Source organism: Marinobacter shunpengi (genome assembly GCF_045449695.1).
Taxonomy (GTDB): domain Bacteria; phylum Pseudomonadota; class Gammaproteobacteria; order Pseudomonadales; family Oleiphilaceae; genus Marinobacter.
Window position 1 is genome coordinate 220,235 of record NZ_JBJJKZ010000017.1, and the last position, 26,816, is coordinate 247,050.

The window sequence follows — 26,816 nt, forward strand, 5'->3', positions numbered from 1 at the left end:
GGGTATTTTTTCCGCTCCAATTCACGGTCCGTCCATGGACCGACCTTGGACCGCGCCATCCATGGCGCTGCTCCAAAAATACCCGGCACACCCCGCCCCAGACTCCGGTGCAAATTCCTCTAGAACAGGGGGCTAGCAATGTCTGACCAATTTAAGACGAAGAACGGTATCCAGATCGAGTGTATCCAGGGCGATATCACCAAACAGCCGGATCTGGATGCAGTGGTGAATGCGGCCAATGCGCAACTGATGACCGGCGGTGGTGTGGCCGGGGCGATCCATCGGGCGGCGGGGCCGGAGCTGGCCCGGGCCTGTGAGCCTCTGGCGCCCATCCGGCCCGGGGAGGCGGTGATTACCGAGGGGTTCGGGTTGCCCAATGCCCATGTTATCCATTGCCTGGGGCCGGTGTACGGGGTGGATGAGCCTTCGGACACTCTGTTGGCCAACTGTTATCGCAACGGGGTGCTGCTGGCGGATAAGCATGGGCTGTCGTCCATCGGGTTTCCGGCCCTGTCCACCGGGGCATTCGGTTACCCCATGGAGCCCGCCGCGAGGGTGGCGTTCTCGACCCTGGTGTCGGTAGCGGATCAGTTGTCGTCGGTTCGGCGGATCCGGTTTGTGCTGTTCAGCGGGGAGGATGCCGAGCTGCATCGGCAGGTGCTTTCCGAGGTGATGGGGCAGGACACCTGACCGGTGGTTGGCTGGGCGCCTTGGCGGAGGATTCGGTTCACAAAGACGGGACGTTCTTCGTTTTCGGCTCAATATTCCGTTCGTAACCTGATAGGGTTGCCGGTTCCACCCTGAACAGGAGCCATGCGAATGAAGCGTCCCGTGCGTATCGCAGTGACCGGCGCGGCCGGCAGTATCAGCCATTCCCTGTTGTTCCGGATTGCCGCCGGTGAGATGGTTGGCCGTGACCAGCCGGTGATCCTTCAGCTTATCGAGATGCCCCAGGCCATGGAGCCCCTGCGGGGTATTGCCATGGAGCTGGAGGACTGTGCCTTTCCGCTACTCCATAGCATCAGCATGCATGACTCCGTCGAGGACGGCGTGGTGGGTGCCCACTATGTGCTGCTGATCGGGGCCAAACCCCGGGGGCCGGGCATGGAACGCAGTGAGTTGATTGCCGCCAATGCGCCGGTCTTTGCCAGCCAGGGGCGGGCCATCAATGAGTACGCCAACCGGGACGTGAAGGTGCTGGTGGTGGGCAACCCCGCCAATACCAACGCCCTGATCGCCAGCCGCAATGCGCCGGACCTGAGCCCGGCCCAGTTCACGGCCCTGACGCGGCTGGACCACAACCGGACCCGGGGCATCCTGGCCAACCATACCGGGGCCAATCCCCGGGGTATCCGGCGCATTACCGTGTGGGGTAACCATTCCTCCACCCAGTTCCCGGATCTGAACCATGCCACTATCTATGGCGAGCCGGCCCTGCCCCAGGTGGACGAGGACTGGTACCAGCAGCAGTTCATCGGCAAGATCCAGAAGCGGGGCGCGGCGATTATCGAGGCCCGGGGGCATTCCAGTGCGGCCTCGGCGGCCCAGGCGATCCTCAACCACATGCATGACTGGATCAACGGCACGCCGGAGAATGACTGGGTGAGTATGGGTATCGTCAGCGACGGCAGTTACGGTATCGAGAAGGGGATTTTTTACTCCTTCCCGGTGCGCTGTGACTATGGTCGTTACCAGATTGTGCAGGGGTTGGAGATCAGTGACTTCGCCCGCGGCCGGATGCAGGAAACCGAGCGGGAACTGCTGGAGGAAATGCAGACGGTGGCGAAACTGTTGCCACCGGAGACAGAGGCCTCCCACAAGAACCTGTCGGTGTGTCTGCGCTCGGGCATTACCCTGTATGACGATGGCATCTCCCTGCCGGAGCAGTACCTGCAGACCGACCGGGTGCGTTAGCCGGTCAGGCTGGGTGGTAACCGCTGGTTACTGCCCAGGGTCAGCCGCCGATGCCTTTGCGGGTGCCTGTGGGTTGCGGGTGGTCAGGAACAGTCCCGCCAGTATCAGTGCGCCCCCCGCCAGGTGGTACCAGCCCAGGCGTTCATCCAGGAACAGCCAGGCTAGCACCGACGCGAACACCGGCACCAGGTACATGAAGATGGCGGCCTTGGCCGGCCCCACGGCCCAGACGCCGTGGTTCCAGAAGGCGTAGGCGAGGATGCCGGGGAAGATGGCCACGTAGAGCAGTGGCGGAATGGTCGAGGCTGACAGGGTAAAGCCGCCGGATACCAGCAACAGGTCAATCAGGTAGACGGGTGTCAGCAGGACTGTGCCCAGGGCAATCTGGATGCTCAGGAAGGTGAGGCTGGACAACGGGATCGACAGGCGCCGCAGCAGCACGGAGAAGATCCCCCAGCTGGCGACGGCGGCCACCATGACCAGATCTCCCGGTGAGAAGGACAGGCTGATCAGACGGCCCAGCGTGCCCTGACCGATCACCATCAGCACACCAGTCAATGCCACGGCAATGCCGACGCCCTGTGCCGGTCGCGTACGTTCGCCCAGGAGCAGGAACGCCAGCAGGGCCACCATGATCGGGATGGTGGAGTTGATCAGTGCAATATTGATCGCCGTTGTGGTGGTGGCGGCCACGTACAGCAGGGTATTGAACGAGGCGACGCTGAACAGGGCCAGTACCAGGATGCGGGGCCAGTGGTCCCGGATGACCGGCCATTCCCGGCGGATTCCGGCCAGGCCAACAGGAAGCAGGATTGCCAGGGCAATCACCCAGCGCCAGAACGCCAGGGACACCGGGGGGATGGCGTCCACCACGCCCCGGGCCACCACGGCGTTGCCGGCCCAGAAAAGCGGTGTCAGCACCAGCCCGATGTAGGCCAGCGCCAGGGATCGGTCAGCGTATCGTGCCACGGTGCGGCTCCAGACAGGGTGATCGGTGCCCAACGGGGCAATTCATTAGTCTACTATGAATTGTCCCGACTGAGCACCCGTCTGTAGGCCTGTTACTCTGCGGACTCTTCGGTGTCTGCCCTCGAGCCGAGGTGGTAGGCGGCAAACCCGGCCATCACCACCTGGTCCACAGCCATGCCGATCACCCGGCCGTCGGCGTCGGCGCGGATATGGGACTGCTCGTTGGTGATGGGGTCGGATACCGTGCCCAGGATGGTGCCCTCGGTGACATAGGCCCCCAGTTCCACATCACTGAACAGGATGCCGCCCTGGTTGGCGCGGATCCAGTGGGACTGGTAGTACACCGGCTCCGGGTCACCCCACTGGAACAGGCGGGCGGTCATGCCCTGTTTCTCCATCAGGCTGACCAGGCTGTTGACGCCGGCGCTGATATGGTCTTCCTGGATGCGCATGGATTCTCCCACCTCCATGGTCACGGTGGGAACGCCCGCCTCGGTGGCGGCGGTCCTGAGCATGCCGGCACCGCCACTGCTGTGGACCACCACCATGGCATCGAACCCCTTGGTGAGTTCGGCGACTTTGGGGTTGTCCATGTCGGCCCGCAGTTGCGGCAGGTTGGTGCGCTTGAGGGAGCCGGTATGGATATCCACCAGCATGTCGCAGTTGAGGATCACCTGCTCGAACAGGGAGTGGGCGATGCGGTGGGCCAGGCTGCCATCCTCGCTGCCGGGGAAATAACGGTTCAGGTCGCGGCGGTCTGCCAGGTAGCGGCTGCCCTGCTGGAAGCCCTGCAGATTAACGATTGGAATGCCCACCACAGTACCGGATAGCTCCGCCGGGTCCAGGTCGTAGATCACCCGCCGGATGATCTCGATGCCGTTGAGCTCGTCACCGTGGACGGCCCCGGTCATGCACAGGGCCGGGCCGGGCTTGTTGCCGTTGACCACCAGCACCGGGGTGGGCTTGGAGAGGCCGGCGATCTGGATGCCCGGCGACCAGCCCAGTCGCGCCGTGGTGCCGGGGAGCACCTCGCCGCTCAGTAGCCGGAACGGTTGGGCCTGGGCGGGCTGGGTCTCGGGGATAACCTCAATGGACGCTGTCCCGCTGTCGTTGACCGGTGCTTCCTCCGCAGCGATGTCCGGAGAATCGTCCGTCGCGGATGGGCTGTTGGCCTCTTCGTTGTCGGGTTCGTTTCGCTGGAGATCCGTGTCCGAGGCGGTGATGTCCTCCACGGATTCGTCCTCCGGCAGCTCGATCACCGCGGGGGCTTCCGTTACCGTGGGCGGCTCGTCGGGGGTGATGGACGGGTTGTCCTCCCCGGCCTGCGCGGTTTCAGTCTCGGACGAGGTGTCGGGGGTTCCGGATGTCTCTTCCTGCGTTTTCTCCGGCGGATTGCCGGCGGGCCCGGCCGGGGAGTCGGCAATCACCTGCGGTCCGTCATCCGCCATGCGAGTGGCGGCCCCTTCCGCCACGACGGGGTCCGGTGGAATGTCGGTCGTCTCGGAACGAGCCGGGGATTCGGTGCGGGCGGGGGTGGTATCCTCAGCCCAGGTCTTACCGGCAGAAACCGCAACAGCCAGCAGTGCCGGCAACAACAGGCTATGGCGCATCGCGTCTCCCTTGGACAGCTACTGGTACATCGTTATCCCCGGGCAAAGCATAGTCCAGATCCCGGCTTCCTGAGTCAGGGCACAAGGCTACCCGAAAGCGCAAACACCGGTATAGAGGCCTGACAAAGGTTTAACCGGGCTGTCATCCAGCCTCCGTGGATGCCCATGCCTCACCGTCCCGTACCGCGCGCTGGTCCTTTTCAAGCTTGATCAGGTGGGCCAGTAGCGAACGGGTGGCCAGACCATGGATGGCTGGTGGCACGTCGTCGTAGGCGTGTTTCACCAGATCCTTCAGGTTGCCGGGGCCATGGTCCGCCAGGGTCTGGGCAATTTTTTTCTCCCGGGTCAGGCGATGGGTCACCAGCCAGTCCACCACCGATTCCACCTTGCCGATAAGGAAGCCATGGGCTGGTGCGAACCAGCGGATGTCCTCTTCCAGCAGGCGGTTGAGGGAGTCCAGGTAATCCTTCATGTCCCCGTCCGGCGGGTTAATCACCACCGTGGACCCCTGCATGATGTGGTCGCCGGCAAACAGCATCTGTTCCCCTTCCAGCAGGAAACACAGGTGATTGGAGGCATGCCCGGGGGTGAACAGCACCTTCAGGGTGCCGGCGGCGGTCTCGATGCGGTCACCGTCCACGGGGACGGAGTCCGGGCGGAAGTCGTGGTCCTGGATCTGGTCGTGTTCCGGGGCTGGCATGCCCCGCAGCGGCGTGCCAGTGCGCTCCCGGAGCCAGCTTGCCCCCGGTGAGTGATCCGGGTGGGTATGGGTGGTCAGCACCTGTTCGATCCGGCCGCCTGTCACTTCCAGGATTCGTTCCAGGTGCCCCTGATCGACGGGGCCCGGGTCGATCACCGTCCAGTCCCTGCCGGGGTGTCCCAGCAGGTAGCTGTTGGTGCCGGGGCCGGTCATGGCACCGGGGTTGGGGCAGGTTAGGCGGATCACGCCGTCGGCCAGTGGCACGGCTTCTCCCGGTACGATTTCCGCCAGGGCGTGGCCCCGGCCTTCCGGGTCCAGCTTGCGGACTTCATCAAAGGGCCCGGTGCCGGGCTCGATGGAGACCGGTTTGTCCTGTCGCGTGGCTGGCCAGGGCTTGTTCGGTGCGGGCTCGGGCGGCTGGGAGCGGGCGTGTCGCAACAGGGCGTCGGTGGAATCGAACCCGGCGATGATGCGCAGGGTCCGCAAGGTCGGCGAGGCGAACAGTCGGGTGCCCTGGCGGTGCTCGTCCATGGCCTGTTGCGGCGTCAGCCAGACATGGTCGATGGTTTCCATCCGGTCATGGTCCGGGGTCTGTCCCTCGGGCATGGCAGCCGCGAAGAAACGGGTATCGAAACGCCGGGGTGGCCCGGGCGGGGTGATCCAGTGGGCCAGGTAGGCCATGCGGTCTAGGGGCAGGGCCAGTTGGTACTGGTGGCACAGGGCCGCCAGGGTCTGGTCCCCGGCGACCATGCCATCCCGTTCCCGGAATGCGGGGTGGTCCGGTGGCAGGGTCTGCCCCTGGTCATCCAGGGCCAGCAGGACCCCGGCCTCCTCGAAGCTTTCCCGGATGGCGGCTACCATATAATGGCTGCCGCCGCTGTCGATGCCCATGTCATGGCTGACGGAGGCATCATCGCCGCCGGTCAGGTAGGGGGTGCAGCGCTGGTCCGCCTCGTCCACGGCGCCACCGGGGAACACGTAGAATCCCGGCATGAAGGTGGCGTCCCAGGTGCGTTGCATGAGCAGGACCTGGAGGCCTTCGTCGGAATCACGGGTGATGGCGAGGGTGGCAGCGGGGCGGATGTCCATGGAGGTTACCTTGATCGGTTACGGCGTAGCTTTTCTTATGAGGTTTGATCGTAACATAACGGAAGTTGGCCCACGGCTCCAGATGATTTGACGTGTCGAACGGCGTATGATTCGCCTCCTTTTTTCGAAAGCTACCTGAGTCACCTGAACGGTTGTTGTGTCATGGCCCGTGTTAAACTGTCGTTTCCCGATGAAGTGTTTGTGTTCTCCACCACCATGCCGGTGCGTATCACCGATATTAATGGTGCCAACCATCTGGGCAACGATGCCCTGATTTCCATGCTGTCGGAAGCCCGGGCGCAGTTCATGGTGAAGATGGGGCTGGAGGAAAAGATCGGTCGGGGCGTGGGCATCGTTGTCACCGACCTGGCCACCATGTATCAGTCGGAGTCCTTTTTCCCGGAAATCCTCTGTTTCGAGGTGGGGGTGACCGACCTGAACAAGTACGGCGGTGATTATGTGTTCCGGGTCACCAAGGCCTCCAGTGGTCAGCCGGTTGCCCTGGCCAAGTATGGCTTCGTGTTCTTCGATTTCCAGCACAAGAAGGTGGTGGAACTGCCGGACTATTTCCGCGAACGCTTCGCCTGAGGTTTTGGGGGAAGGCCGAGGGGTGGGGGTGCTTTTCTTCCGGAAAACGTCAAACTCGCTTCGCTCAGACAACGTTTCCCTGCACAAAAGCACCCCTACCCCCCGACCTCGGCCCTGTGCCTATGCTCCATGAGCCCCTGACAGCTTCACCATGCCCTGGCGGTAAAGCAGGTACGCCATGACGCCGGCCATCAGGTTGCCCACCAGGGCGCCGGTCATCAGCCCGGTCAGGCCACCAAACTGGTCGCCCAGCCAGAGCAGGGGCAGGTAGCAGGCGAAAAGTCGAAGGGTGGAGATCAGCAGAGCCCGCATGGGCAGCCCCAGAGCGTTGTTGACCGACACCATCAGCATGCACACCCCCAGGCCACTGTAACTGAGCGGCACCCGCAGCAGGTAGTCCCCCAGCACATCACTGACCTGACGGTCGGCAGTGAATAGCTCGGACACCAGCCCCGAGGTGGTCAGCCACAGCAGGGCAATGGCCAGTTGCCAGATCACGATAAAGCGCACCGCCAGCCGCACCAGCTTGCGGATGGTGCCAATATCGCCCTGGCCCAGCAGTCGTCCCACCATGGGCGGCATGGACATGGTGAGGGCCAGCACCACCACGATGGAGAAGAACTCCAGCCGGGTACCCAGCCCCCAGGCCGCGACCGCTGCCGAGCCGAAGCCCGCTACCAGGGCAGTGGCCAGCATGGCGGAGACCGGCGGCATCAACTGGCTGACCATGGCGGGGGCCATGATGCTGCCGAGCTGGCGAATGGACTGGCCCAGTTCCAGCCGGGCCAGGTCAAAGGCGATCCAGCCCCGCCGGAACAGGGCCGGGTAGATCACCAGGCAGCCGACGCCAAAGGAGGTAATGGTGGCCAGCGGCGCGCCGGGCAACCCCCAGCCGAAGACAAAGATATAGAGCGGATCCAGGGCGATGTTCAGCAGGCTGGCGGCCATCATCATCAGCCCGGGCAGCTTGGTATCACCGTGGGAGCGGCAGATGCTGTAGCCGAAATACAGCACGGCGCCGGTCCAGGCGGCCACCAGCCAGGGCATCCAGTACAGGCGGATCATCGGCAGCAGTGACGTTTCGGCCCCCAGCAGGGTCATGATGGTGTCGCGCAGCAGCCACAGGCCCAGCGCCAGCAGGCACACCAGCGTGGCACCGGTGGTGACCACCAGTCCGGCCAGGCGCACGGCCCGCTGTTCGTCCCCGGCCCCCAGCGTACGGGAAATAATGGCGGTGGTGGCAATGCCCAGGCCCACCTGCAGGCCGGTAATGAGCTGCTGCATGGGGACGGTGAAACCCAGGGCGGCGAGGGGGTCCCGGCCCAGTTGGCCGATAAAGATACTGTCAGCCAACTGGAAAGACATCAGGGACAGGACCCCGAACAGCATCGGCCAGGTCATGGAGAATAGCTGGCGGGGCAGGCTGCTGTTGGACAGATCTGGGTCGGTCACGGGCTTCCGTTACGTCGTTGGCTGTTGGAGTCGGAAAGGATGGATTCTAGCAGCCCTGGTGGGGCGTGGATGTCCGCAATCGCCCATAGCGGAAGAGGCGACCACTGGTGGGTCGCCTCTTCAACGGGGACATGGCGGCGAAAGGCTACTTCTTCTGGTCGGCCCAGTAGGGCTCCCGCAGTTCCCGCTTGAGCACCTTGCCGATGGTGGAGCGGGGCAGCTCGTCCCGGAATTCCACCGCCGCCAGCCGTTGGGTCTTGCCCAGCTTCTCGTTGGCGAAGGCCAGGATATCGTCCTCGGAGGCGGTTTCGCCGGCCCGGCGCACCACCAGTCCCAGCGGGGTTTCCCCCCAGTGCTCGCTGGGAATGCCGATGACGGCCACATCCGCCACCGCCGGGTGTTCCAGCAGTACCTTCTCCAGGTCCACGGCGTAGATGTTGAAACCGCCGGAGATGATCATGTCCTTGCGGCGGTCGAGGATATAAAGGAAGCCGTCCTCGTCCAGACGCCCCATATCGCCACTGCGATAGAACACCAGGCCCTCGGGGCTGGTCCACAGCATCTCGTTGGTCTGCTGTTCCCGGTGATAGTAGCCGCGCATCATGGAGATGGCCCGACCGACGATCTCACCGATTTCACCCTGGGGCAGTTCGTTGCCGTGGTCGTCGATGATGCGGACTTCCGAACCCTCGGTCGGTACCCCCACGGAATCCCACTTGGTGGGGTTGGCGCCGCAATCCAGGCTGGTGGAGATGCCCCCCTCGGTGAGGCCATAGACTTCGCGGATGTTACCGGGCCAGCGTTCCATGGCTTCGGCAATCACGTCGGAGCGCAGGGGCGCACTGGTGCACAGTTTGAGCTTGAAGCTGGACAGGTCGAAGCGGTCGAAATCCGGCTCGGCCATGATACGGCTGTACTGTACCGGCACCAGCATGGCGTGGGTCACCTGGTGTTCCTCCGCCAGTTCCAGGAAGCGGTGGGCGTTGAACTTGCCCATCAGCACCAGGGTGCCGCCGTGGAACAGGGTGGGCAGGGCGGATACCAGCGTGGTGTTGGAGTATAGTGGCGTGGACACCAGGTTGATGGCGTCGCCGTCCAGCCCGAACCGGGACAGGCGGTCGAACTGCCGCTGGCGGAAGCGGTAGTCGTGAAGTATACCTTTGGGAGTCCCGGTGGTGCCGGAGCTGTAGATGATGTTGAACGGGTCGTCCGGCGTCACCTCGGCCGGGTTCGCGGTATCGGCGATGTCGCCAAGCCAGGCGTCCAGGCCCAGCCCGCTGTCCACTGCGCTGGTGTCGAGGCCAATCCGTTGGGCCGGCTGCACCCGGTCAAGATCGTCACGGATCTCGTTGAACAGGGGCAGGTTCTTCTCGGAGACAAACAGGAAGCGGCTGTCGCAGTCCTTCACCATCAGGGCCAGGGCCTCGCCGCTGGCCATGCCGGACAGGGGCACCATGCAGCCGCCGGCAATCAGGGTGCCCAGGTAGAGGCACATATAGTTGTTGCTGTTCTCGGACAGGCCGGCCACGGTGTCGCCGGTCTGCAGGCCGTCCTTCCGGAGGCGGTTGGCGATGCGGTTGGCACGGCTCAGCATTTCGGACCAGGTAAGCGTCCCATTTTCATCGGTGATGGCGGGCTTTTCACCCTGGGAACGGGCGAATCCCTGGATGTGATGGCCGATGGGGTCCATGGTTTCCTGGTCGATCGCTGGAGCGTAATTCGGCATCGCCGCAACGGTTTGTCTCATTTTGGGGGCCTCAATCGTTGTTGTGTTTTGACTAGTGAAATTTATTTTCGAATATATTGACTCAAAACTGGAAGCCGTGACAAATTAAACGCCCTGTTTGGCCATTTGAAAAGCACCCTAACGAATTTCGGGGCTTTGTCCCACGCAGTTCCTTCGGAACAATGCATTCCGAATCAAGCTGATAAGCACCAAAACCTACAACGACAAAAGCCTGAGAGTCTGAAACGTGTTACCGCGCAGGCTCCCGTGCAAGGTTAAAGGAGCATAGTCTATGATGCGTTTCACTGAGCAGGTTGCCATTGTCACCGGCGCCGGCAGTGGTATCGGTCGCGCCACCGCCCTGAGGCTCGCCGGCGAGGGCGCCACGGTCGTCCTGGCGGACTGGTCCGAGGAAGGCCTGCTGGAAACCGCCGCGCAAATGCCCCCCGAAGCAACCCACATCGAACGCAAGCTGGATGTGTCCGACGAGGATGCTGTCAAGACGCTGGTGTCCGAGGTGGTGGCACAGTTCGGCCAGGTCGATATCCTGGTGAACAACGCCGGTATCTCCGGTGGTAACTACCCGCCCGTCACCGAGAACGAGAAAGCGGACTGGGAGAAGATCCTGGGTGTTAACCTGATCGGCGCCATGCTGATGATCAAGCACGTGGCGCCCCATATGCAGGCGCGCCAGCAGGGTGCCATCGTCAATACCGCTTCCGTGGCCGGCATCCGTTCCGGCGCTGGCGGCAACCCCTACAGCGCGTCCAAGGCCGGCGTGATCAACCTGACCCAGACCGCGGCCTGTGATCTGGGTGGCTTCAATGTCCGCGTGAACGCCGTCTGCCCGGGACTGGTGGAAACCGGCATGACCAAGGCCGTGTTCGATTACGCCCGTGCCAATGAAAAAGAGCACAAGCTGGGTACCCGCTGTGAACTGCGCCGCTACGGCAAGCCGGAAGAACTGGCGGCGGCCATCTGTTTCCTGGCGTCCGACGACGCCAGCTACATCACCGGGCAGGCCCTGCCCGTGGATGGCGGTAATACCGCCTCACTGAACATGCCTGGAATGAAAGTGTAATGAGTGAAGCACAACAGAACCTCCACATCAGCGGTGGCAAGGATCTGCCCGGCTTTCACAACCTGCTGGGGTATCGACAGGTGTCCTGGGAAGAGGACAAGGCTGTTATTGCGCTGGACCTGGAGCCCAGACACCTGAACCTGGGCGGGGTGATCCATGGGGGCGTACTCTCGTCCCTGCTCGATATCGTGCTGGCTGAGGCCGGCACCTACTGCCCGTACCCTGGTCGCATGCGCAAGGCCATCACCCTGACCCTGACTACCACGTTTACCGGCCAGTGTTCTGGTGGCACCATTACCGCCACTGGCATCAAGCGTGCCGGCGGTACCAGAATCTTCAACAGCACCGGCGAGATCCACGATGACAAGGGCAACCTGCTTGCCATTGCCGAAGGTACGTTCAGGATTCGATCCGGCAGCGAGAACCCCGAGGGCGTTCCCATCTGAAGGCGTCCCTGCAACCAATAAAAGAGAGGCACAACGATGTTGTACGAACCGTCTGAGCGAGCGAAAAAGCTGCAGAAAGAACTCCTGGAGTTCATGGATCAGTACATCTATCCGAACGAGCACAAGCACCACGAGCAGATCGACAACGCCGAGAACCGCTGGGCGCCGACCCCGATCATGGAAGAGCTCAAGGCCAAGGCCAAGAGCGCCGGCCTGTGGAACCTGTTCCTGCCGGAAAGCGAGCGTGGCGCCGGCCTGACCAACCTGGAATACGCCCACCTGTGCGAGATCATGGGCCGTTCCCACATGGCGCCGGAAGTGTTCAACTGCTCCGCGCCGGATACCGGCAACATGGAAACCATTGAGCGTTACGGTTCCGAGGAACATAAAGAGAAGTGGCTCAAGCCGCTGCTGGAAGGTGAGATCCGTTCCTGCTTCTCCATGACGGAGCCGGACGTGGCTTCATCGGACGCCACCAACATCGGTACCGAGATTCGCCGCGAGGGCGATGAGTACGTGATCAACGGCAAGAAGTGGTGGTCCTCCGGTGCCATGACCACCACCACCAAGATTGCCATCGTCATGGGCAAGACCGATCCCACCGCCGAGAAGCACAAGCAGCAGTCCATGATCCTGGTGCCGCTGGACGCCCCGGGTGTGGAAATGGTGCGCCCGCTGACCGTATTCGGTTACGACCACGCCCCCCACGGCCACGCCGAGGTGCACTACAACAATGTGAGGGTGCCGGCGTCGAACATCCTGCTGGGTGAAGGCCGTGGTTTCGAGATTGCCCAGGGTCGCCTTGGGCCGGGCCGTATCCACCACTGCATGCGCACCATCGGGGTCGCCGAGCGTGCCCTTGAGGCCATGTGCGAACGTGCCAATGCCCGTGAAGCCTTCGGTCGCCCGCTGGTGGAATTTGACTCCATCCGCAAGGATATCGCCCGCTCCCGTCTCGAGATTGAGCAGGCCCGCCTGATGACCCTGAAGGCCGCGCATATGATGGACACCGTGGGGAACAAGGTGGCCCGTCAGGAAATCGCCATGATCAAGGTGATTGCCCCGAGCATGGCCCTGAAGGTACTGGATCGTGCCATCCAGGTTCACGGTGGTGCCGGCGTCAGCCAGGACACCTTCCTGGCCGCAGCATACGCCAGCGTGCGTACCCTGCGCCTGGCCGATGGTCCGGACGAGGTTCACCTGGATTCCATCGCCAAGCTGGAACTGAAGAACTACCCGCGTACCCACTGAGCCAGGAGCCGAAACATGAGCGATTCATTGTTTGATATGACCGGCAAGGTGGCCCTGATCACCGGGTCCACCAAGGGCATCGGCCGGTCCATCGCCGAGGAAATGGCCCGCCAGGGCGCCAGGGTGGTGATTTCCAGCCGCAAGGCCGACGTCTGTGAGCAGGTGGCCGGTGAGCTGAAGGCGGAAGGCTTTGAAGCCATTGCCATCCCCTGCCACGTGGGCAAGAAGGACCAGCTCCAGAACCTGGTGGACAAGACCATCGAAGCCTGGGGCAAGATCGACGTACTGGTGTGCAATGCCGCCACTAACCCGGTGTATGGCACCACGGCCGAGATGACCGACGAGGCCTGGGACAAGATCATGGAAACCAACGTCAAGGGTACCTTCTGGCTCGCCAACATGGTGCTGCCGGGTATGGCCGAGCGTGGCGAGGGGGCCGTGGTACTGCTGTCCTCCATTGCCGGCATCCGCGGCAATACCACCATCGGCACCTATGGCGTGTCCAAGGCGGCGGAAGCGGCCCTGGCCCGCAACCTGGCGGTGGAGTGGGGGCCGAAGGGCATCCGCATCAACAGTATCGCCCCGGGCATCGTGAAGACCGACTTCGCCAAGGCCCTGTGGGAAGACCCGGTGCGGATCAAGCGTGCCGAAGAGAAGACTCCGCTGCGTCGCATCGGCGACCCGGTGGACATCGCCGGTCTGGCGGTGTTCCTGTCCACCAAGGCCAGCGCCTACATCACCGGTCAGGTGATTGTGGCGGACGGCGGCGAAACCATTAGCTGAGGTTACTATGAGTACTGGACCTAACCTGGTAGACGTCCTCGACGCGCACCGGTTTGATGAGGCAGCCCTGCTGACGTGGCTGCAGAAGGAAATTCCCGATTTTGGTGACGACCTGCAGGTCAAGCAGTTCCAGGGTGGGCAGTCCAACCCCACCTTCATGCTGACCTCTGGTGGCAACCGCTACGTGCTGCGCAAGAAGCCGCCCGGAAAGACCCTGCCCTCCGCCCATATGGTGGAGCGGGAGTACAAGGTGATCCGCGCCCTGTCCGACAACACCGACGTGCCCGTGCCCAAGGCCCGGGTACTGTGCGAGGACAGCGACCTGATCGGTACGCCGTTCTACGTCATGGACTTTATGGAAGGCCGTGTGCTGAGCCACCCGGCCCTGCCGGACCTGGACAAGGCGGAACGTCGCCCGGTCCATGAGGCGGCCATCGACACCATGGCGAAGATGCATGCGGTGGACGTGAACAAGGTCGGCCTGGGGGATTTCGGTCGCCCGGAAGGCTATGTTGCCCGTCAGGTGGCCCGCTGGTCCAAACAGTATGAGGCCTCCAAGACCGACGATATGCCGGCCATGGACAACCTGATGAAGTGGCTGCCGGAAAACCTGCCCAGGAATGACGAGTGCGCCATCGCCCATGGTGACTATCGCCTGGGCAACCTGATGCTGGCCCCGGACAAACCGGAAGTGATTGCCATCCTGGACTGGGAACTGTCTACGCTGGGCCACCCGCTGGCGGACCTGGCCTATTACTGCCTGCCCTACCACCTGAGTTCCGGGTTCGAAGGCATGCGCGGCGTTGTGGGTGAAGATCTCGGCGAGATCGGCATCCCCACCGAGCAGGAAACCATCGAGCGCTACTGCAAGGCGTCCGGCCGCGACAGCATCGACGACTGGCACGTGTTCGTGTCCTTCTCCCTGTTCCGCCTGGCGGCGATCGTGCAGGGGGTCTATGCCCGGGCGCTGGCGGGCAACGCCAGCAACGCCGATGCCCTGGAAGTGGGCAAGCGTGCCAGCATCCTGGCGGAAGCCGGCTGGTCCGTGGCCCAGAAGGGCAGTAAGGGAATCAGTGTATGAGCCAGCCGACCGCAGCGGACCCCATGGTCCGCCGCATCCTGATTACCAACGATGACGGCGTGGCCGCCCCGGGGCTGAAGATCCTGGTGGACATTGCCCGCCGTCTGGCGGAGGAAGTCTGGATCGTCGCGCCGGAGCATGATCGCAGCGGCGCGGGCCAGAGTATTTCCCTGCACGATCCGTTGCGGGTATACCACCATGGCGAGCGGCATTACGCCGTGTCCGGTACCCCCGCCGACTGCGTGCTCTATGCCCTGGCGGAATGGTTCGGCGAGACACCGCCGGACCTGGTGTTGTCGGGCATCAATGCCGGGGGCAATATTGGCGACTCGGTACAGTATTCCGGCACCGTCGGTGCCGTGTTGAGCGCCGAGCACCTGGGTATTCCTGCCATTGCCCTGAGTCAGGCCTTCCTGAACCGTGACGAGATCGACTGGTCACCGGTTACCGAGTTGGGTGAGGCGGCCATTCGTGCCCTGTGGCCCACTGCGACCGAGAGCAAGTGCTGCTGGAACGTGAATTTCCCCGCCTGTTCCGTGGATCAGGTGGGAGCCATGGAGTATGCCGCGCAGTCGGCCGGGTCCATTGCCCGGCCGCGACTGCTGCCGGGGCAGGACAGCCGTGGCCTGTCATACTGGTGGCTGGGTTTTGACCGGCATACCGATCACCAGGTGCCGGATGATGCCGACGTAGCGGTACTGAGGCGTCGGGGCGTGTCGGCATCGCCATTGCGGGGGGAGCATCGGCTGCCCGGTAACCAGGCCACCGTTCCCCTGCGGAAAACATGACAGAACCGCCCTCTGGGTTGGCCGGTAACCGGCCCGCCGGGCGGTTGCAGTCTGCAAGTGATTTAACGGGAGAGTACCGAATGTTTACAAGACACCACAAGGTCTGGCCCAGAGAGCTGCCCAAGACCATGACCCTGCCGCAAACCAGTCTGTTTACCAACCTGGAGATTTCGGCGCTGCGGTATCCGGACCATACCGCCATCATCTATTACGATACCAAGATCACCTACCAGGAACTGCTGGACGAGGTGGAGTCCCTGGCCGGCTGGCTACAGGAGAACGGGGTCAGCAAGGGTGACCGGGTGCTCCTGTACATGCAGAACTCTCCCCAGTATGTCATTGGCTACTACGCTATCCTGCGTGCCGATGCCGTGGTGATTCCGGTCAACCCCATGAACCGGGCTTCGGAACTGGAACACTACATCTCCGATACCAAGGCCACGGTGTGCCTGGCGGGTATGGAACTGGCGGGCTTTATCGCGCCGCTGGTGGGCAAGACCTACCTGGAGCGGGTGGTGGTGGCTGCTTATGGCACCTACGTGCGCGAACCCACCGACCTGGCACTGCCCGCCGAGGTGGCGGCCGACCCCAAACCCCTGGATGGCCCCGGGCTGCTGTCCTGGGAAGATGCCCTGAATGCCGGACACGAGCCTGGCCGGCATACCGCCGGGCCGGATGACCTGGCCGTTATCCCCTACAGTTCCGGCACCACCGGTCAGCCCAAGGGGTGCATGCACGTCCATCGGGGGCCCATGGCCACCGCTGTCCACCGGGCGTTCTGGAACATCAGCAATACCGACTCGGTACAACTGTGCACCCTGCCGTTCTTCCATGTGACCGGTATGACCGGTTCCATGAACAGCCCGATCTACTCCGGTTCCACCATGGTGATCATGACCCGTTGGGACCGCGAAGTGGCCGGCAGGCTGATCGAGCGTTACAGGGTCACCGGCTGGACCAACATCGTCACCATGGCGGTGGATTTCCTCTCCAACCCGGAGCTGGAGAAGTACGATATCAGCTCGCTGGTGACCATCGGCGGTGGCGGCGCGGCCATGCCGGAGGCCGTCGCAGGCAAGCTGAAGAAGCTGACCGGCCTGGACTATGTCGAGGGCTACGGCCTGTCCGAAACCATGGCTGCGACCCACATCAATCCGCCCAACAACCCCAGGGCCCAGTGCCTGGGTATCCCGGTGTTTGATGTGGACTCCCGCATCATTGATGTGGAAACCCTGGAAGAGAAGGGACCGGGCGAAGTGGGCGAGATCGTCTCCAACGGACCCCAGGTGACCGTGGGCTACTGGAACCGGCCGGCGGAAACCGAAGCCGCCTTTGTCGAGATCGATGGCAAGCCGTTCTTCCGCACCGGAGACCTGGCCTACTACGATGAGGACGGGTACTTCTACATGGTTGACCGGGTCAAGCGGATGATCAACGCCTCCGGCTTCAAGGTCTGGCCGTCGGAAGTGGAAAGCATGATGTACCAGCATCCCGCCATCCACGAGGTCTGCATTATCTCCACGCCTCACGAGAAGCGCGGCGAAACCGTCAAGGCGGTGGTGGTGCTGGCGCCGGACGGGGACGGCAGCACCAGCGAGGAAGACATTATCGCCTGGTGTCGGGAACAAATGGCCGCCTACAAGGTCCCCTCCGTTGTGGAGTTTGTTGATGAGCTGCCGAAATCCCCCACCGGCAAGCTTATGTGGCGAGCCCTGCAGGATGAGGAGTGGAAGAAGCAGGGCTGATGTGAGTGCCTCGTCTGGTCAACACGTCAGCCAGACGACACATCGGTGACCACCCCACCGGCCAGCATGGCTGGTGGGGTGCCTGACCCGATATCGGATCTGCGCCTATCATGGAGCGATTCGAGAACCTGCCAGAATTTCATTTTCATCATTGAAAATACCAATTAGGTTCGCATAGCGAAATCGCATTCTGTCTATTGACAGTATATGCGTGCAGTGTACTCTTGTGCATCGGCGTGAGGCATTCTGCCAATACGTCTAAAAAAGAAAATCAATAAAGCGGAAAACAAAACCCAATAACATCAATGACAGTTGCGGTAACGGCAACTCTACAAAAACAACGTCGCCACGGGAGGGGCCGGTTTGACTATATTTCTCCAACAGGTTTTTAACGGGTTGACCCTAGGTAGTGTCTACGGCCTCGTAGCGCTCGGTCTGACCCTTGTTTACGGGATTCTCCACATCCCGAACTTCGCACATGGTGCGCTCTACATGGTAGGGGCATTCATATCCTTCTATGTGATGCAGGATCTGGGCTTTAATTACTGGGTCGCTATGGGCGGCGCCGCTGTGGTCGTTGCTGTTATAGCAATCCTGTGTGAACGCCTGGTCTTCCATCCCCTGAGGCATGCCCCACCGATCCATGACAAGATCGCCGCCATCGGTATCCTGCTCTTCCTTGAAGCCGCTGTACATGCGATCTGGGGTTCCCAGCCAGTCCGGATGCAAACGCCTTTCCCCGGCGTGGTCAACATTGGCGGCGTATTCATGCGCGAACAGGCGATCGTCATTATCATTGCAGCCGCCGTGCTGGTTACCGCTCTGACGATCTTCCTGCGTAAGACCATGGTGGGTGCCACAATCATTGCGATGGCACAGAACCGTGAAGGGGCATTCCTCGTCGGTATCGATGCCAACCGGGTGGCCATGATGACATTTGCCATCTCCGGGATTCTCGCCGCAGTTGCCGCAACGCTCTTTGCCCCGATGACCCTGGTAAGCCCGATGATGGGCCACATCGTCATCATGAAAGCCTTCGTGATCATTATCCTCGGCGGCATGGGCAGCATTCCGGGCGCCATCGTCGGGGGTATGATTATCGGCATGGCGGAAGCGCTGGGCGGTTTCTACGTCTCCGATTCCTACAAGGACGTGATCGCCTTCAGTTTGCTGGTCATTATTCTGTCTGTTCGTCCACAAGGTTTGTTTGCTAAGGGGGCACACTGATCATGATGTTTAAACTCGGAGCCCTTATCATGCACCCGGCCAGCAAGTTCGTGCTGCTGGCCCTGGCATTGATCTTCCCCCTGCTCGCCGGTGCGGAAAATGAGTACCAGGTTCAGGTGATGGCGAAAGCCTTCATCATCATCATCGCTGTCTATGGCTTTAACGTAATTACCGGTTTTTGTGGTCAGCTTAACCTGGCCCACGGTGGTTTTTACGCCATTGGTGCCTACACGGTGGCGCTACTTACTGTCGATGCCGGCTGGAACTACTGGCCAGCGCTGGCCGCTGCGCTGGTCGTCACCGGCGTGCTGGGTTTGCTCGTCGGGGCGGTATCGCTGCGACTGAAGGAGCACTACTTTGCCATCTTCACCCTGTGCGTTGGTTTTATCATCTACCTGCTGCTCGAGAAGTGGGACTGGCTGACCCATGGGGTGATAGGCGTCCGGAATATCTCTGAACCCGATGGTTTCGGGATCGTGAATTTCCGCGACACCAACGCGATGTATTACCTGGTGCTTTTCTTCATGACCTTCATCATCTGGTTTACCTCCCGTATCCAGAAATCCCTGGTGGGCCGCACCTTTATCGCGATCCGCAATGGTGACGACCTGGCCCAGTCCCTGGGTATCAACCTGATGAAGACCAAGATTCTGGCCTTTGTGATTTCGACCACTTATGCCGGCCTGGCTGGCGGGCTGTATGCAGGTATGATCCGTGTTGTAGGGCCGGAAGAAGCGAACGTCCTGCAGACCTTCAACATGATCATGTATATGCTCGTGGGCGGCATCGGTACGCTGTTCGGGCCTCTGGTCGGTACGCTGGGTGTTACCTGGATTACCGAGTCACTTCAGTTCCTTGAGGCCTATCGGATGCTCATCTTTGGTCCGTTGCTGGTGATCCTGGTGATCTTCTTCCCGCTGGGTATCTGCGGTTCTTTCCTCACCTGGATGCATCGCAAGGCCCAGGCCCTGGGCCTGGGGCCGAAGAAGACGCAGACGGAAAGCAAGGTAAAAGCCACCGGCCAGGAGGTAAACAACAATGCTTAAGGTAGAACACCTCACCAAGATGTTTGGCGGTCTGGCTGCGGTTAACGATGTATCCGTGGACTTCGGTGCCAACCAGATCAACGCGATCATCGGCCCCAACGGGGCCGGCAAGAGTACCTTCTTTAACCTGATTTCAGGGGTACACCAGCCGACATCCGGCAGAATCCTGCTGGACGGTACCGATGTCACCACGATGCGGTGTGACAATGTCGCCAGATTGGGTGTTGGGCGTACCTTCCAGAGCACCAACCTGTTTGAAACGGCAACGGTTCTGGATAACCTGATCGTAGGTTACCGGCTGCGGACCCGGTCCGGTCTGTGGGATGTGCTGGTCAATTCGAAGCGCCTGCAGGCGGAAGAGAAAGCCGCCCGGGAAAAGGCGCGGGACGCGCTGGACTTCGTCGGCCTGAACCATGCCGAAAACCGCTATATCGCCGACTGTACCCAGGAAGAACGCAAGCGTGTGGCGTTTGCCCTGGCCCTGGCGACAGACCCGAAGATTGTCCTGCTGGATGAGCCGGCGGCGGGGGTTAACCCCGAGGAAACCGAAGGTCTGGCGCAACTGATGCAGAAAATGGTTAAACACGGGCTGACCGTGTGCCTGATCGAGCACAAGATGGATATGATCATGGGCATTGCCGACAAGATCATGGTGCTGGATCACGGTGAAAAGATTGCCGAAGGCACACCGGACGAAGTGAAGAACAATCCGGTGGTTATCGAAGCCTACCTGGGGAGTGATGCTGATGCTGCAGCTTAAGAATGTCGACGTCCACTACGGTAGCTTCAAGGCCCTGAACAACATCAATATGACCGTCGATACCGGCGGCCTGGTGGTGCTGTTGGGCGCCAATGGTGCCGGTAAGTCCACACTGTTCAATGCCATCAGTGGCCTGATCAAACCGTCAGCCGGCAACATCGAGTTCGAGGACAAGATCCTCAACGGTATGAAGGCGAGTGCGGTGGTGAATGCGGGGGTGGTGCAGTGTGCCGAAGGCCGCCAGCTGTTCCCGCAGATGAGTGTCCACGACAACCTGATGCTGGGTGCCTATGTCCACCGCAGGGACAAGGAAGGCAACCGTAAACGCCTCAACGAGGTGCTGGAACTCTTCCCGATCCTGAGTGAAAAGTCCCATGAGCCGGCCGGTTCCCTGTCCGGTGGCCAGCAGCAGATGGTGGCCATCGGCCGAGCCATGATGAGCCGCCCGCGCCTGTTGATGCTGGACGAACCGTCACTGGGTCTGGCGCCGCTGGTGGTCAAGCAGATGTTCGAGACCATCCAGCAGATCAACAGCCTCGGCACCACGGTGCTGCTGGCTGAACAGAATGCCTTTGCGGCACTTAAAATTGCCACATATGCATACGTTATGGAAAACGGCCAGCTCGTTATGGACGGCGACCGTGAAACGATGCTGGGTAACGAGGAAGTGCGCAAAGCATACATCGGGGCCTGATAGGCCCCAAAACTCGCTTGTACAACAACCCTGACAAAACGCCTGTGAAACAAAGGCGAAACAAAACCAGGAGAAAACAATGAAAACAGCGAAGAAACTTGGACTGGCAGTTGCTGTAGCAACCACAATGGGTATGTCCTCCGCCGTTATGGCCGAGGAAGTGAACATTGGCTTCTCTGGCCCGCTCTCCGGCGGCGCCGCCCTGTACGGTGAAAACGTACTTTCCGGCCTGCGCATGGCGGCCGAAGAGATCAACGCCAATGGCGGATTCGATATCGACGGTGAAAACCACACCGTCAACATCGTTGCCCTGGATGATCAGTATTCTCCGGCACAGGCGGCGACCAACGCCAAGCGTCTGAAGCAGGAATCAAACGTTCCGGCTATCTTCATCCCGCATTCCGGCGGCATCTTTGCACTGATGGACTTCAACGTCGAGGACGACTTCCTCGTGATGGCCTACACCAGTGTGCCGACTGTCACCGAACAGGGTAACCCGCTGACCCTGCGTATCCCGCCGACCTTCGACGGCTACGTGAACGCGTTCACCGACTATGCCCTGGAGAACTTTGGCACCAAGCTGGCCATGGGTGGCGCGACTCACGAGTACGCCAAGATCTGGGCCACCATGGTCGAGAAAGCCTGGACCGCCAAGGGTGGCGAAGTGGTTGCCCAGAATCCGATGGACTACAACAAGTCCGCGGACTTCTTCACCGGCGTAAGCCGTCTGATTTCCGACAAGCCGGATGTCATGTTTGTGGGTGGCGCTTCCGAGCCGACCGGTCTGGTTATCCAGCAGGCCCGTCAGCTTGGCTACGAGGGTGCCTTCATCATGATGGACCAGGCGAAGATTGACGAGGCCGCCAACGTGGTCGGTGGCCTTGAGCCGCTGAACAACACCGTGGGTGTGCCGCCGCTGTCCGCGGACCAGTCGGAAGCTGCCCAGGACTTCGTCAAGCGTTACGAAGAGAAGTACGGCAAGACTCCGGGCTCCGAGGCGGCTTACAACTACCTGGCACTGCACGCCCTGGTGGAAACCATGGATGAAACGGATTCCACGGACCCGACGACCATTCGTGGCGCCATGGACGAAGTGATCCAGACAATGGACGCCAGCAAGAACCCGTACGACGTCCAGGAAATCGACGAGAAAGGCGGTTTCGTTGTTGTCCCGACCATGTCCGTGGTCAAGGACGGCGAGATCGTGGAAGTGGAATTCTGATCGCTGCGATCAGCAACCACTCATGAAAAAAGGGGGCTTCGGCCCCCTTTTTTAGTGTCTGCTCGCCAGGCAATGACAGCCGGGCGATACCTGTTCCCGACGGATCCTTACGGTTTGACGTACATGGCCAGATTCTCGGCGACAACCGCCGGCTTCTCCTCGCCCTTGATCTCGATCACCGTCTTGTAGGTGGCCAGCACCCGCTTTTCATCTACCTCCTCAACGCTCACCAGTTCCACGGTGGAGCGGATATCAGAGCCTGATTTCACGGCGGATGGCAGGCGGACCTTATTCATACCGTAGTTGATGGTGGCGGCGGGGCCTGTCACTGTCATGGCCTGCTGGTTAAGCTGGGGAATCAGCGACAGGGTCAGGAAACCGTGGGCAACCGGGGCTCCCCAGGGCGCCTCCTTTTTGGCCCGTTCAACGTCCACGTGAATCCACTGGTGGTCACCGGTAGCGTCGGCGAAGGCCTGGATCATGTCCTGGCTGATGTGTTTCCAGGGGCTCTGGCCCACCACCTGACCTTTGAAATTCGGCAGTTCTTCGAGTGCAATACTTGTCATTATTATCTCCTGGTTTCGTTTCGCGGAAACATGTTTCGTAAGCTATTCTCATGGACCTGAGCGTTTGGTGCAACAACAAAAAGCCCCCGAGTACAGAGAGGTTTGATATGTCAGGAAACCAACAATTCACGCTGGTACAGCGCCCCGTCGGCATGCCCGATGACACCCATTTGCGTCTGGAAGAAACCGCCATGCCCGAAGCGGGTGAAGGCGAGGTCCTGCTGAAAACCCGTTACCTGTCCCTTGATCCCTACATGCGCGGTCGCATGAACGATACCGCCTCCTACGCGACGCCGGTCGCTCTGGGTGAGGTGATGACCGGAGAGGCGGTCAGCGAGGTCCTGGAAAGTCACCACCCGGACCTGTCTCCCGGAGACCTGGTGATTGGCCGTACCGGCTGGCAGACCCACTCGATGGCGACCCCGGATGGCCTCTACCGCATTGATCCCGATATCGCCCCGCCAAGTGCCTGGCTGGGTGTGATCGGTATGCCCGGCTTCACCGCCTATGTGGGGCTGCGGGAGTTTGGCCGTCCAAAACCGGGGGAAACGGTGGTGGTGTCCGCCGCCTCCGGCGCCGTGGGTCAGGTGGTCGGGCAGATCGCGAAGATGAAGGGCTGCCGGGTGGTTGGCGTTGCCGGCGCGGAGGACAAGTGTGACTACGTGAAGTCCGAGTACGGCTTCGATGCCTGTGTGAACTACAAGGACGAGGATTTCGAGGAACAGCTCCAGGCGGCCTGCCCCGACGGAATCGATGTCTATTTCGAGAATGTGGGTGGCAAGGTATTCGAAGCCGTGATGACCCTGGTCAACGACTTTGCCCGTATCCCGGTCTGTGGACGGATCGCCCACTACAACCAGACCAGGCTGCCGGAAGGTCCGGACCGGCTTATCCCCTTCATGGGACAGATCCTGATCAAGCGTCTGATGTTCCGGGGGTTTATCCAGTCCGACCATAACGAACTGCTGCCGGAGTTCCGACGGGAGATGGGGCAGTGGCTGAAAGAGGGCAAGGTAAAGTATCGGGAAGACGTGGTGGAGGGGTTTGAGAACACCCTGAACGCCTTCCAGGGACTGCTCCAGGGGAACAACCGTGGCAAGCTGGTAGTCAGGGTGTCCTGATACTGCCAGGGCGGTTGCAGCGGCGGGACTTTCTGCCGTGCAGACTCCTGGCTACAGCACCGCCAGGGCGGCGTCGTAGTCTGGTTCCTCCTTGATCTCGTCCACAAGCTGGCTGTGCAGGATCTTGTTATTCTCGTCGAGCACCACTACGGCCCGGGCGCACAGGCCCGCCAGAGGACCGGTCTGCAGTGCCACCCCGTAGTCCTGCTGGAAGCTGTAGTTGCGGAAGGTGGACAGGGTTTGCACGCCCTCGATGCCTTCCGCGCCACAGAACCGACCGGCGGCAAAGGGGAGATCCGCGGAGACCACCAGCACCTCGGTATTGTCGAGGCCGCCGGCCTTTTCATTGAACTTGCGGGTGGAGGCGGCACAGACGCCGGTATCGATACTGGGGATGATGTTGAGGATTTTGCGCTTGCCGGCGAAATGGTCGAGGCCCACATCGTTCAGGTCGCCGGTGGTCAGGGTGAAATCCGGTGCGGTGTCGCCCGGCTGGGGAAAGGTGCCGCTGACTTCCAGCGGATTGCCGCCCAGGGTGACTTTGCTCATTGGTTTCTCCTTGTTGGTTGGTTTTGAAGCCCGGTCTGCGTTCCGGTAAAGCTCTCAGTAAACGGTATTTTTTCCGGCTCGTCGACCAGAAATTTCAGTAACGCTCAGGAGTTTACGCGACTTTCTGCCGTACAGATTCCTGGGGCGGCTCGAAACCCGGTGCCGGATAACGCTGGACCAGGAGCAGGTAGGCGGCCAGTGCCGCCACCGCACAGGCGGCGATGATGCTGGCCATCACCAGTGAAGTGCCGGTGTAGAGCTGGCCCACCAGGGCGCCGATACCGGCGGCCAGGGCCATCTGTCCGAAACCGAACAGGGCGGAGGCGGAACCGGCCATGGTGGGGAAATTGGCCAGGGCGCCAGCCATGGTCTGGGGCAGCGTCATGCCGACTCCCATCATCACCACGGCCTGTGGAATCATCACCGCCCATACGTTGTAGACCTCCGTCATGGCGAGGCCGGCCATGGTCACGCCTCCTGCGACGCTGGTCATCAGGCCCCTGACCAGGATCTGGTCGGGCACCAGCCGCCGGCCCAGACGGACCGCCCCCAGGTTGCCGGAAATATACCCCGCCACGACACAGGCGAAATACAGGCCATAGTGTTCCGGCGCCACGCCGAGGAAGTCGATGAGCACGAAGGACGATCCGGACAGGAAGGCAAACAGCCCTGAAAAGGCAAAGGCATTGGTCAGGGTGTAACCGATAAAGCTGGGATCCGTGCCGATGTGCCGGTAGTTCCGGGCCAGGTTCCGAATTTTCAGGGACTGGCGATTGGCGGGGGCCATGGGTTCTGGGATACCGAATGCCACCACGACCATCATGACCAGCGCATAACCGCCCAGGGCAATGAAGATGGAGGGCCAGCCGAAGCCGGCCAGCAGGAACCCGCCCAGGGTTGGCGCCACCGCCGGCGCCAGGGCCATGATGCTGGCGAGGATCGCCATGATGCGCGAGGCCTCCCGTGGGGTATAGATATCACGGATGGCGGCACGCCCCAGTACCGGGCCCGCGGAGCCGCCAATGGCCTGCAGGAAGCGGCACAGCATCAGGGTTTCCACATTGGTGGCCAGGGCACAGCCGACACTGGCGATAAAGAACAGCAGGAAGCCGCCAATCATGATCGGCTTGCGTCCGAACCGGTCCGCCAGGGGACCGCAGAAAAGCTGGGCCAGGGCGAACCCGGCCATGTACAGGCTGAGGGTCAGTTGCACCTGGTCGGGACCGGCCGACAGGGCATCCCCCATGGACGGCAGGGCCGGCAAGTACATGTCGGTGGCCAGGGGCCCGAGGGCCACGGCGGCGGCCAACAGGATGGTGGTCCAGATACTGGTCAGCGCAAGCATGGTCGGATCAGTTTTCAAACGGGACACCAGTCTACGTTCCCGGAGGGCAAAGATAACGGCCCGGACATCGATACGACCTATTAAGAATATCGATCAGTTGTCCAGGAGGCGGGCGGTGGCAGCCAGTTCATTGCGAAGCCAGCGGTGCCCGGCGTCGGCATGGTAGCGCTGGTGCCAGACCATCAGCAGGTTCACTTCCCGGTAGTCGAAGGGCAGGGGAGCGGTGGCAAAGCCCCGCAGGAGTTGGTGACGCATGCGGGACGGGGCCGTTGCCAGCAGACTGGTGCCCCGCAGGAATTCCGGCAGGCCGGAGAAGTTGGACACCGTCACCACGATGTGGCGGCTCAGCCCCCGGGCCTGCAGGGAGTTCTCCAGGCCGGTATGTTCACCGGTCCGGAACAGCACATCCACATGCCTTGCCTTCAGGTATTCCGCCAGGTCCCCGGGGGGCTGGCGTTGTGAGGCATCATAGAAAATCACCATCCGGTCCCGGAGCAGGCCCTTCTGGATGATGTCCCCGGCGTCCGGTGCATGGGGTGTGATGATCAGGTCACACACATCGTCCCGCAGCATGTCGGCGGTGGGTATACCCGAGGGCATCACCTGTAGCCTGATGCCCGGTGCCCGTTCCCACAGCCTGGCCATCAGCGGCGGCAGCAGCAGGTCGCGCTGGTAGTCGTTGGCGGCTATGGTGAAGGTGAATTCCGCCGTGGCGGGGTCGAAGGGTGGCCCCTCGGGCAGTGCCCGCAGTTCGTCCAGGATCTGCCGGATGTGGGGGCCGGTCTTGATGGCGTACCGGGTGGGGGCGATGCCACGACCGGACTTCACGAACAGGGGATCTCCCAGCGCCTGGCGCAGCCTTTCCAGGGTATGGCTGACCGCGGACTGGCTCATGCCCAGGCGTTCGGCGGCCCGGGACACGCTGTTCTCCCGCAGTACCGCCAGGAACACGTCCAGGGAGCGGGTGTCCAGGTTTGATTGATCGATGGCTTTCATGGATCAAGTGTAGCATTGGTCGGCTTACAGGTGTTCGCCGACCCTACCCAGGCTTGGTATGATGCAC

General features: G+C 61.7%; 25 protein-coding genes. 16 read left to right on the forward strand and 9 right to left on the reverse strand.

Annotated features, from left to right (window positions below; genetic code table 11):
• Nucleotides 1–138 precede the first annotated feature (138 nt).
• Nucleotides 139–690, forward strand: a complete 552-nt coding sequence (locus ACJO2E_RS16270) for a macro domain-containing protein (protein WP_406965219.1) — start codon at nt 139–141, stop codon at nt 688–690.
• A gap of 129 nt (nt 691–819) precedes the next feature.
• Entirely contained in the window at nt 820–1,914 is a 1,095-nt protein-coding gene (locus tag ACJO2E_RS16275; protein ID WP_406965220.1) for a malate dehydrogenase, read from the forward strand.
• 27 nt (nt 1,915–1,941) lie between these two features.
• On the opposite strand, the gene ACJO2E_RS16280 is transcribed toward ACJO2E_RS16275, so the two are convergent.
• The 3 genes from ACJO2E_RS16280 to ACJO2E_RS16290 form a co-directional block, all read right to left on the reverse strand.
• Nucleotides 1,942–2,883: a DMT family transporter gene (locus ACJO2E_RS16280; protein WP_406965222.1), complete on the reverse strand. Its 942-nt coding sequence runs from the start codon at nt 2,881–2,883 to the stop codon at nt 1,942–1,944.
• Nucleotides 2,884–2,975: 92 nt separating this feature from the next.
• Nucleotides 2,976–4,493, reverse strand: a complete 1,518-nt coding sequence (locus ACJO2E_RS16285; protein ID WP_406965223.1) for a succinylglutamate desuccinylase/aspartoacylase family protein — start codon at nt 4,491–4,493, stop codon at nt 2,976–2,978.
• A gap of 142 nt (nt 4,494–4,635) precedes the next feature.
• The gene (locus tag ACJO2E_RS16290; protein ID WP_406965224.1) at nt 4,636–6,282 is read right to left on the reverse strand and encodes an MBL fold metallo-hydrolase; all 1,647 of its coding nucleotides are present in this window, start codon (nt 6,280–6,282) and stop codon (nt 4,636–4,638) included.
• A gap of 162 nt (nt 6,283–6,444) precedes the next feature.
• On the opposite strand from ACJO2E_RS16290, the gene ACJO2E_RS16295 reads away from it, so the two are divergent.
• Nucleotides 6,445–6,870 (forward strand): acyl-CoA thioesterase, encoded by a 426-nt coding sequence (locus ACJO2E_RS16295; protein WP_406965225.1) that lies wholly within the window; start codon nt 6,445–6,447, stop codon nt 6,868–6,870.
• A gap of 120 nt (nt 6,871–6,990) precedes the next feature.
• Here ACJO2E_RS16295 and ACJO2E_RS16300 read toward each other — a convergent pair whose 3' ends face one another.
• Together ACJO2E_RS16300 and ACJO2E_RS16305 are read right to left on the reverse strand one after the other, a co-directional pair.
• Nucleotides 6,991–8,271 carry an MATE family efflux transporter gene (locus ACJO2E_RS16300; protein WP_406965291.1) on the reverse strand — a complete coding sequence of 427 codons (1,281 nt, stop codon included), beginning with the start codon at nt 8,269–8,271 and terminating at the stop codon, nt 6,991–6,993.
• A 196-nt stretch (nt 8,272–8,467) separates the two neighbouring features.
• A complete protein-coding gene (locus ACJO2E_RS16305; RefSeq protein ID WP_406965226.1) occupies nt 8,468–10,069 on the reverse strand; it encodes a class I adenylate-forming enzyme family protein in 1,602 nt (533 codons plus the stop codon).
• Nucleotides 10,070–10,340: 271 nt separating this feature from the next.
• Between ACJO2E_RS16305 and ACJO2E_RS16310 the strand changes: the two genes are divergently transcribed.
• From ACJO2E_RS16310 to ACJO2E_RS16365, 12 genes are all read left to right on the forward strand, one after another.
• A complete protein-coding gene (locus ACJO2E_RS16310; RefSeq protein ID WP_406965227.1) occupies nt 10,341–11,129 on the forward strand; it encodes an SDR family NAD(P)-dependent oxidoreductase in 789 nt (262 codons plus the stop codon).
• Nucleotides 11,129–11,575, forward strand: a complete 447-nt coding sequence (locus tag ACJO2E_RS16315; protein WP_328187877.1) for a PaaI family thioesterase — start codon at nt 11,129–11,131, stop codon at nt 11,573–11,575. The genes ACJO2E_RS16310 and ACJO2E_RS16315 overlap by 1 nt, the downstream gene beginning before the upstream one ends.
• 36 nt (nt 11,576–11,611) lie before the next feature.
• Nucleotides 11,612–12,826 carry an acyl-CoA dehydrogenase family protein gene (locus tag ACJO2E_RS16320; protein ID WP_406965229.1) on the forward strand — a complete coding sequence of 405 codons (1,215 nt, stop codon included), beginning with the start codon at nt 11,612–11,614 and terminating at the stop codon, nt 12,824–12,826.
• Between the two features lie 15 nt (nt 12,827–12,841).
• Nucleotides 12,842–13,609 (forward strand): SDR family NAD(P)-dependent oxidoreductase, encoded by a 768-nt coding sequence (locus tag ACJO2E_RS16325; protein WP_406965230.1) that lies wholly within the window; start codon nt 12,842–12,844, stop codon nt 13,607–13,609.
• 7 nt (nt 13,610–13,616) lie between these two features.
• Nucleotides 13,617–14,690 carry a phosphotransferase gene (locus tag ACJO2E_RS16330; protein WP_406965231.1) on the forward strand — a complete coding sequence of 358 codons (1,074 nt, stop codon included), beginning with the start codon at nt 13,617–13,619 and terminating at the stop codon, nt 14,688–14,690.
• Nucleotides 14,687–15,478 carry a 5'/3'-nucleotidase SurE gene (gene surE, locus ACJO2E_RS16335; RefSeq protein ID WP_406965232.1) on the forward strand — a complete coding sequence of 264 codons (792 nt, stop codon included), beginning with the start codon at nt 14,687–14,689 and terminating at the stop codon, nt 15,476–15,478. Before ACJO2E_RS16330 ends, surE begins: the two co-directional genes overlap by 4 nt.
• Before the next feature lie 80 nt (nt 15,479–15,558).
• Nucleotides 15,559–17,223, forward strand: coding sequence for a long-chain fatty acid--CoA ligase (locus ACJO2E_RS16340; RefSeq protein ID WP_406965234.1), 1,665 nt, complete (start codon nt 15,559–15,561; stop codon nt 17,221–17,223).
• 363 nt (nt 17,224–17,586) lie between these two features.
• Nucleotides 17,587–18,450: a branched-chain amino acid ABC transporter permease gene (locus ACJO2E_RS16345; protein WP_406965235.1), complete on the forward strand. Its 864-nt coding sequence runs from the start codon at nt 17,587–17,589 to the stop codon at nt 18,448–18,450.
• Nucleotides 18,451–18,452: 2 nt separating this feature from the next.
• Entirely contained in the window at nt 18,453–19,496 is a 1,044-nt protein-coding gene (locus ACJO2E_RS16350; RefSeq protein WP_406965237.1) for a branched-chain amino acid ABC transporter permease, read from the forward strand.
• Nucleotides 19,489–20,256, forward strand: a complete 768-nt coding sequence (locus tag ACJO2E_RS16355; protein ID WP_406965239.1) for an ABC transporter ATP-binding protein — start codon at nt 19,489–19,491, stop codon at nt 20,254–20,256. The genes ACJO2E_RS16350 and ACJO2E_RS16355 overlap by 8 nt, the downstream gene beginning before the upstream one ends.
• Complete coding sequence (locus ACJO2E_RS16360) at nt 20,243–20,950, forward strand: ABC transporter ATP-binding protein (protein ID WP_406965241.1); 708 nt, start codon at nt 20,243–20,245, stop codon at nt 20,948–20,950. Before ACJO2E_RS16355 ends, ACJO2E_RS16360 begins: the two co-directional genes overlap by 14 nt.
• 79 nt (nt 20,951–21,029) lie before the next feature.
• Complete coding sequence (locus ACJO2E_RS16365; RefSeq protein ID WP_406965242.1) at nt 21,030–22,172, forward strand: ABC transporter substrate-binding protein; 1,143 nt, start codon at nt 21,030–21,032, stop codon at nt 22,170–22,172.
• A 107-nt stretch (nt 22,173–22,279) separates the two neighbouring features.
• Here the strand turns inward: ACJO2E_RS16365 and ACJO2E_RS16370 are convergent, their stop codons facing one another.
• The gene (locus tag ACJO2E_RS16370) at nt 22,280–22,738 is read right to left on the reverse strand and encodes a MaoC family dehydratase (RefSeq protein WP_406965244.1); all 459 of its coding nucleotides are present in this window, start codon (nt 22,736–22,738) and stop codon (nt 22,280–22,282) included.
• A 107-nt stretch (nt 22,739–22,845) separates the two neighbouring features.
• On the opposite strand from ACJO2E_RS16370, the gene curA reads away from it, so the two are divergent.
• Nucleotides 22,846–23,859 carry an NADPH-dependent curcumin/dihydrocurcumin reductase gene (curA, locus tag ACJO2E_RS16375; protein WP_406965246.1) on the forward strand — a complete coding sequence of 338 codons (1,014 nt, stop codon included), beginning with the start codon at nt 22,846–22,848 and terminating at the stop codon, nt 23,857–23,859.
• A 51-nt stretch (nt 23,860–23,910) separates the two neighbouring features.
• Here curA and tpx read toward each other — a convergent pair whose 3' ends face one another.
• The 3 genes from tpx to ACJO2E_RS16390 all read right to left on the reverse strand — a co-directional run bounded on the left by tpx (nt 23,911) and on the right by ACJO2E_RS16390 (nt 26,749).
• A complete protein-coding gene (gene tpx, locus ACJO2E_RS16380) occupies nt 23,911–24,408 on the reverse strand; it encodes a thiol peroxidase (RefSeq protein ID WP_406965247.1) in 498 nt (165 codons plus the stop codon).
• A 112-nt stretch (nt 24,409–24,520) separates the two neighbouring features.
• A complete protein-coding gene (locus tag ACJO2E_RS16385) occupies nt 24,521–25,753 on the reverse strand; it encodes a multidrug effflux MFS transporter (RefSeq protein WP_406965292.1) in 1,233 nt (410 codons plus the stop codon).
• A gap of 93 nt (nt 25,754–25,846) precedes the next feature.
• On the reverse strand, nt 25,847–26,749 hold the full coding sequence (locus tag ACJO2E_RS16390) for a LysR family transcriptional regulator (protein ID WP_406965248.1): 903 nt from the start codon (nt 26,747–26,749) through the stop codon (nt 25,847–25,849).
• Nucleotides 26,750–26,816 lie beyond the last annotated feature (67 nt).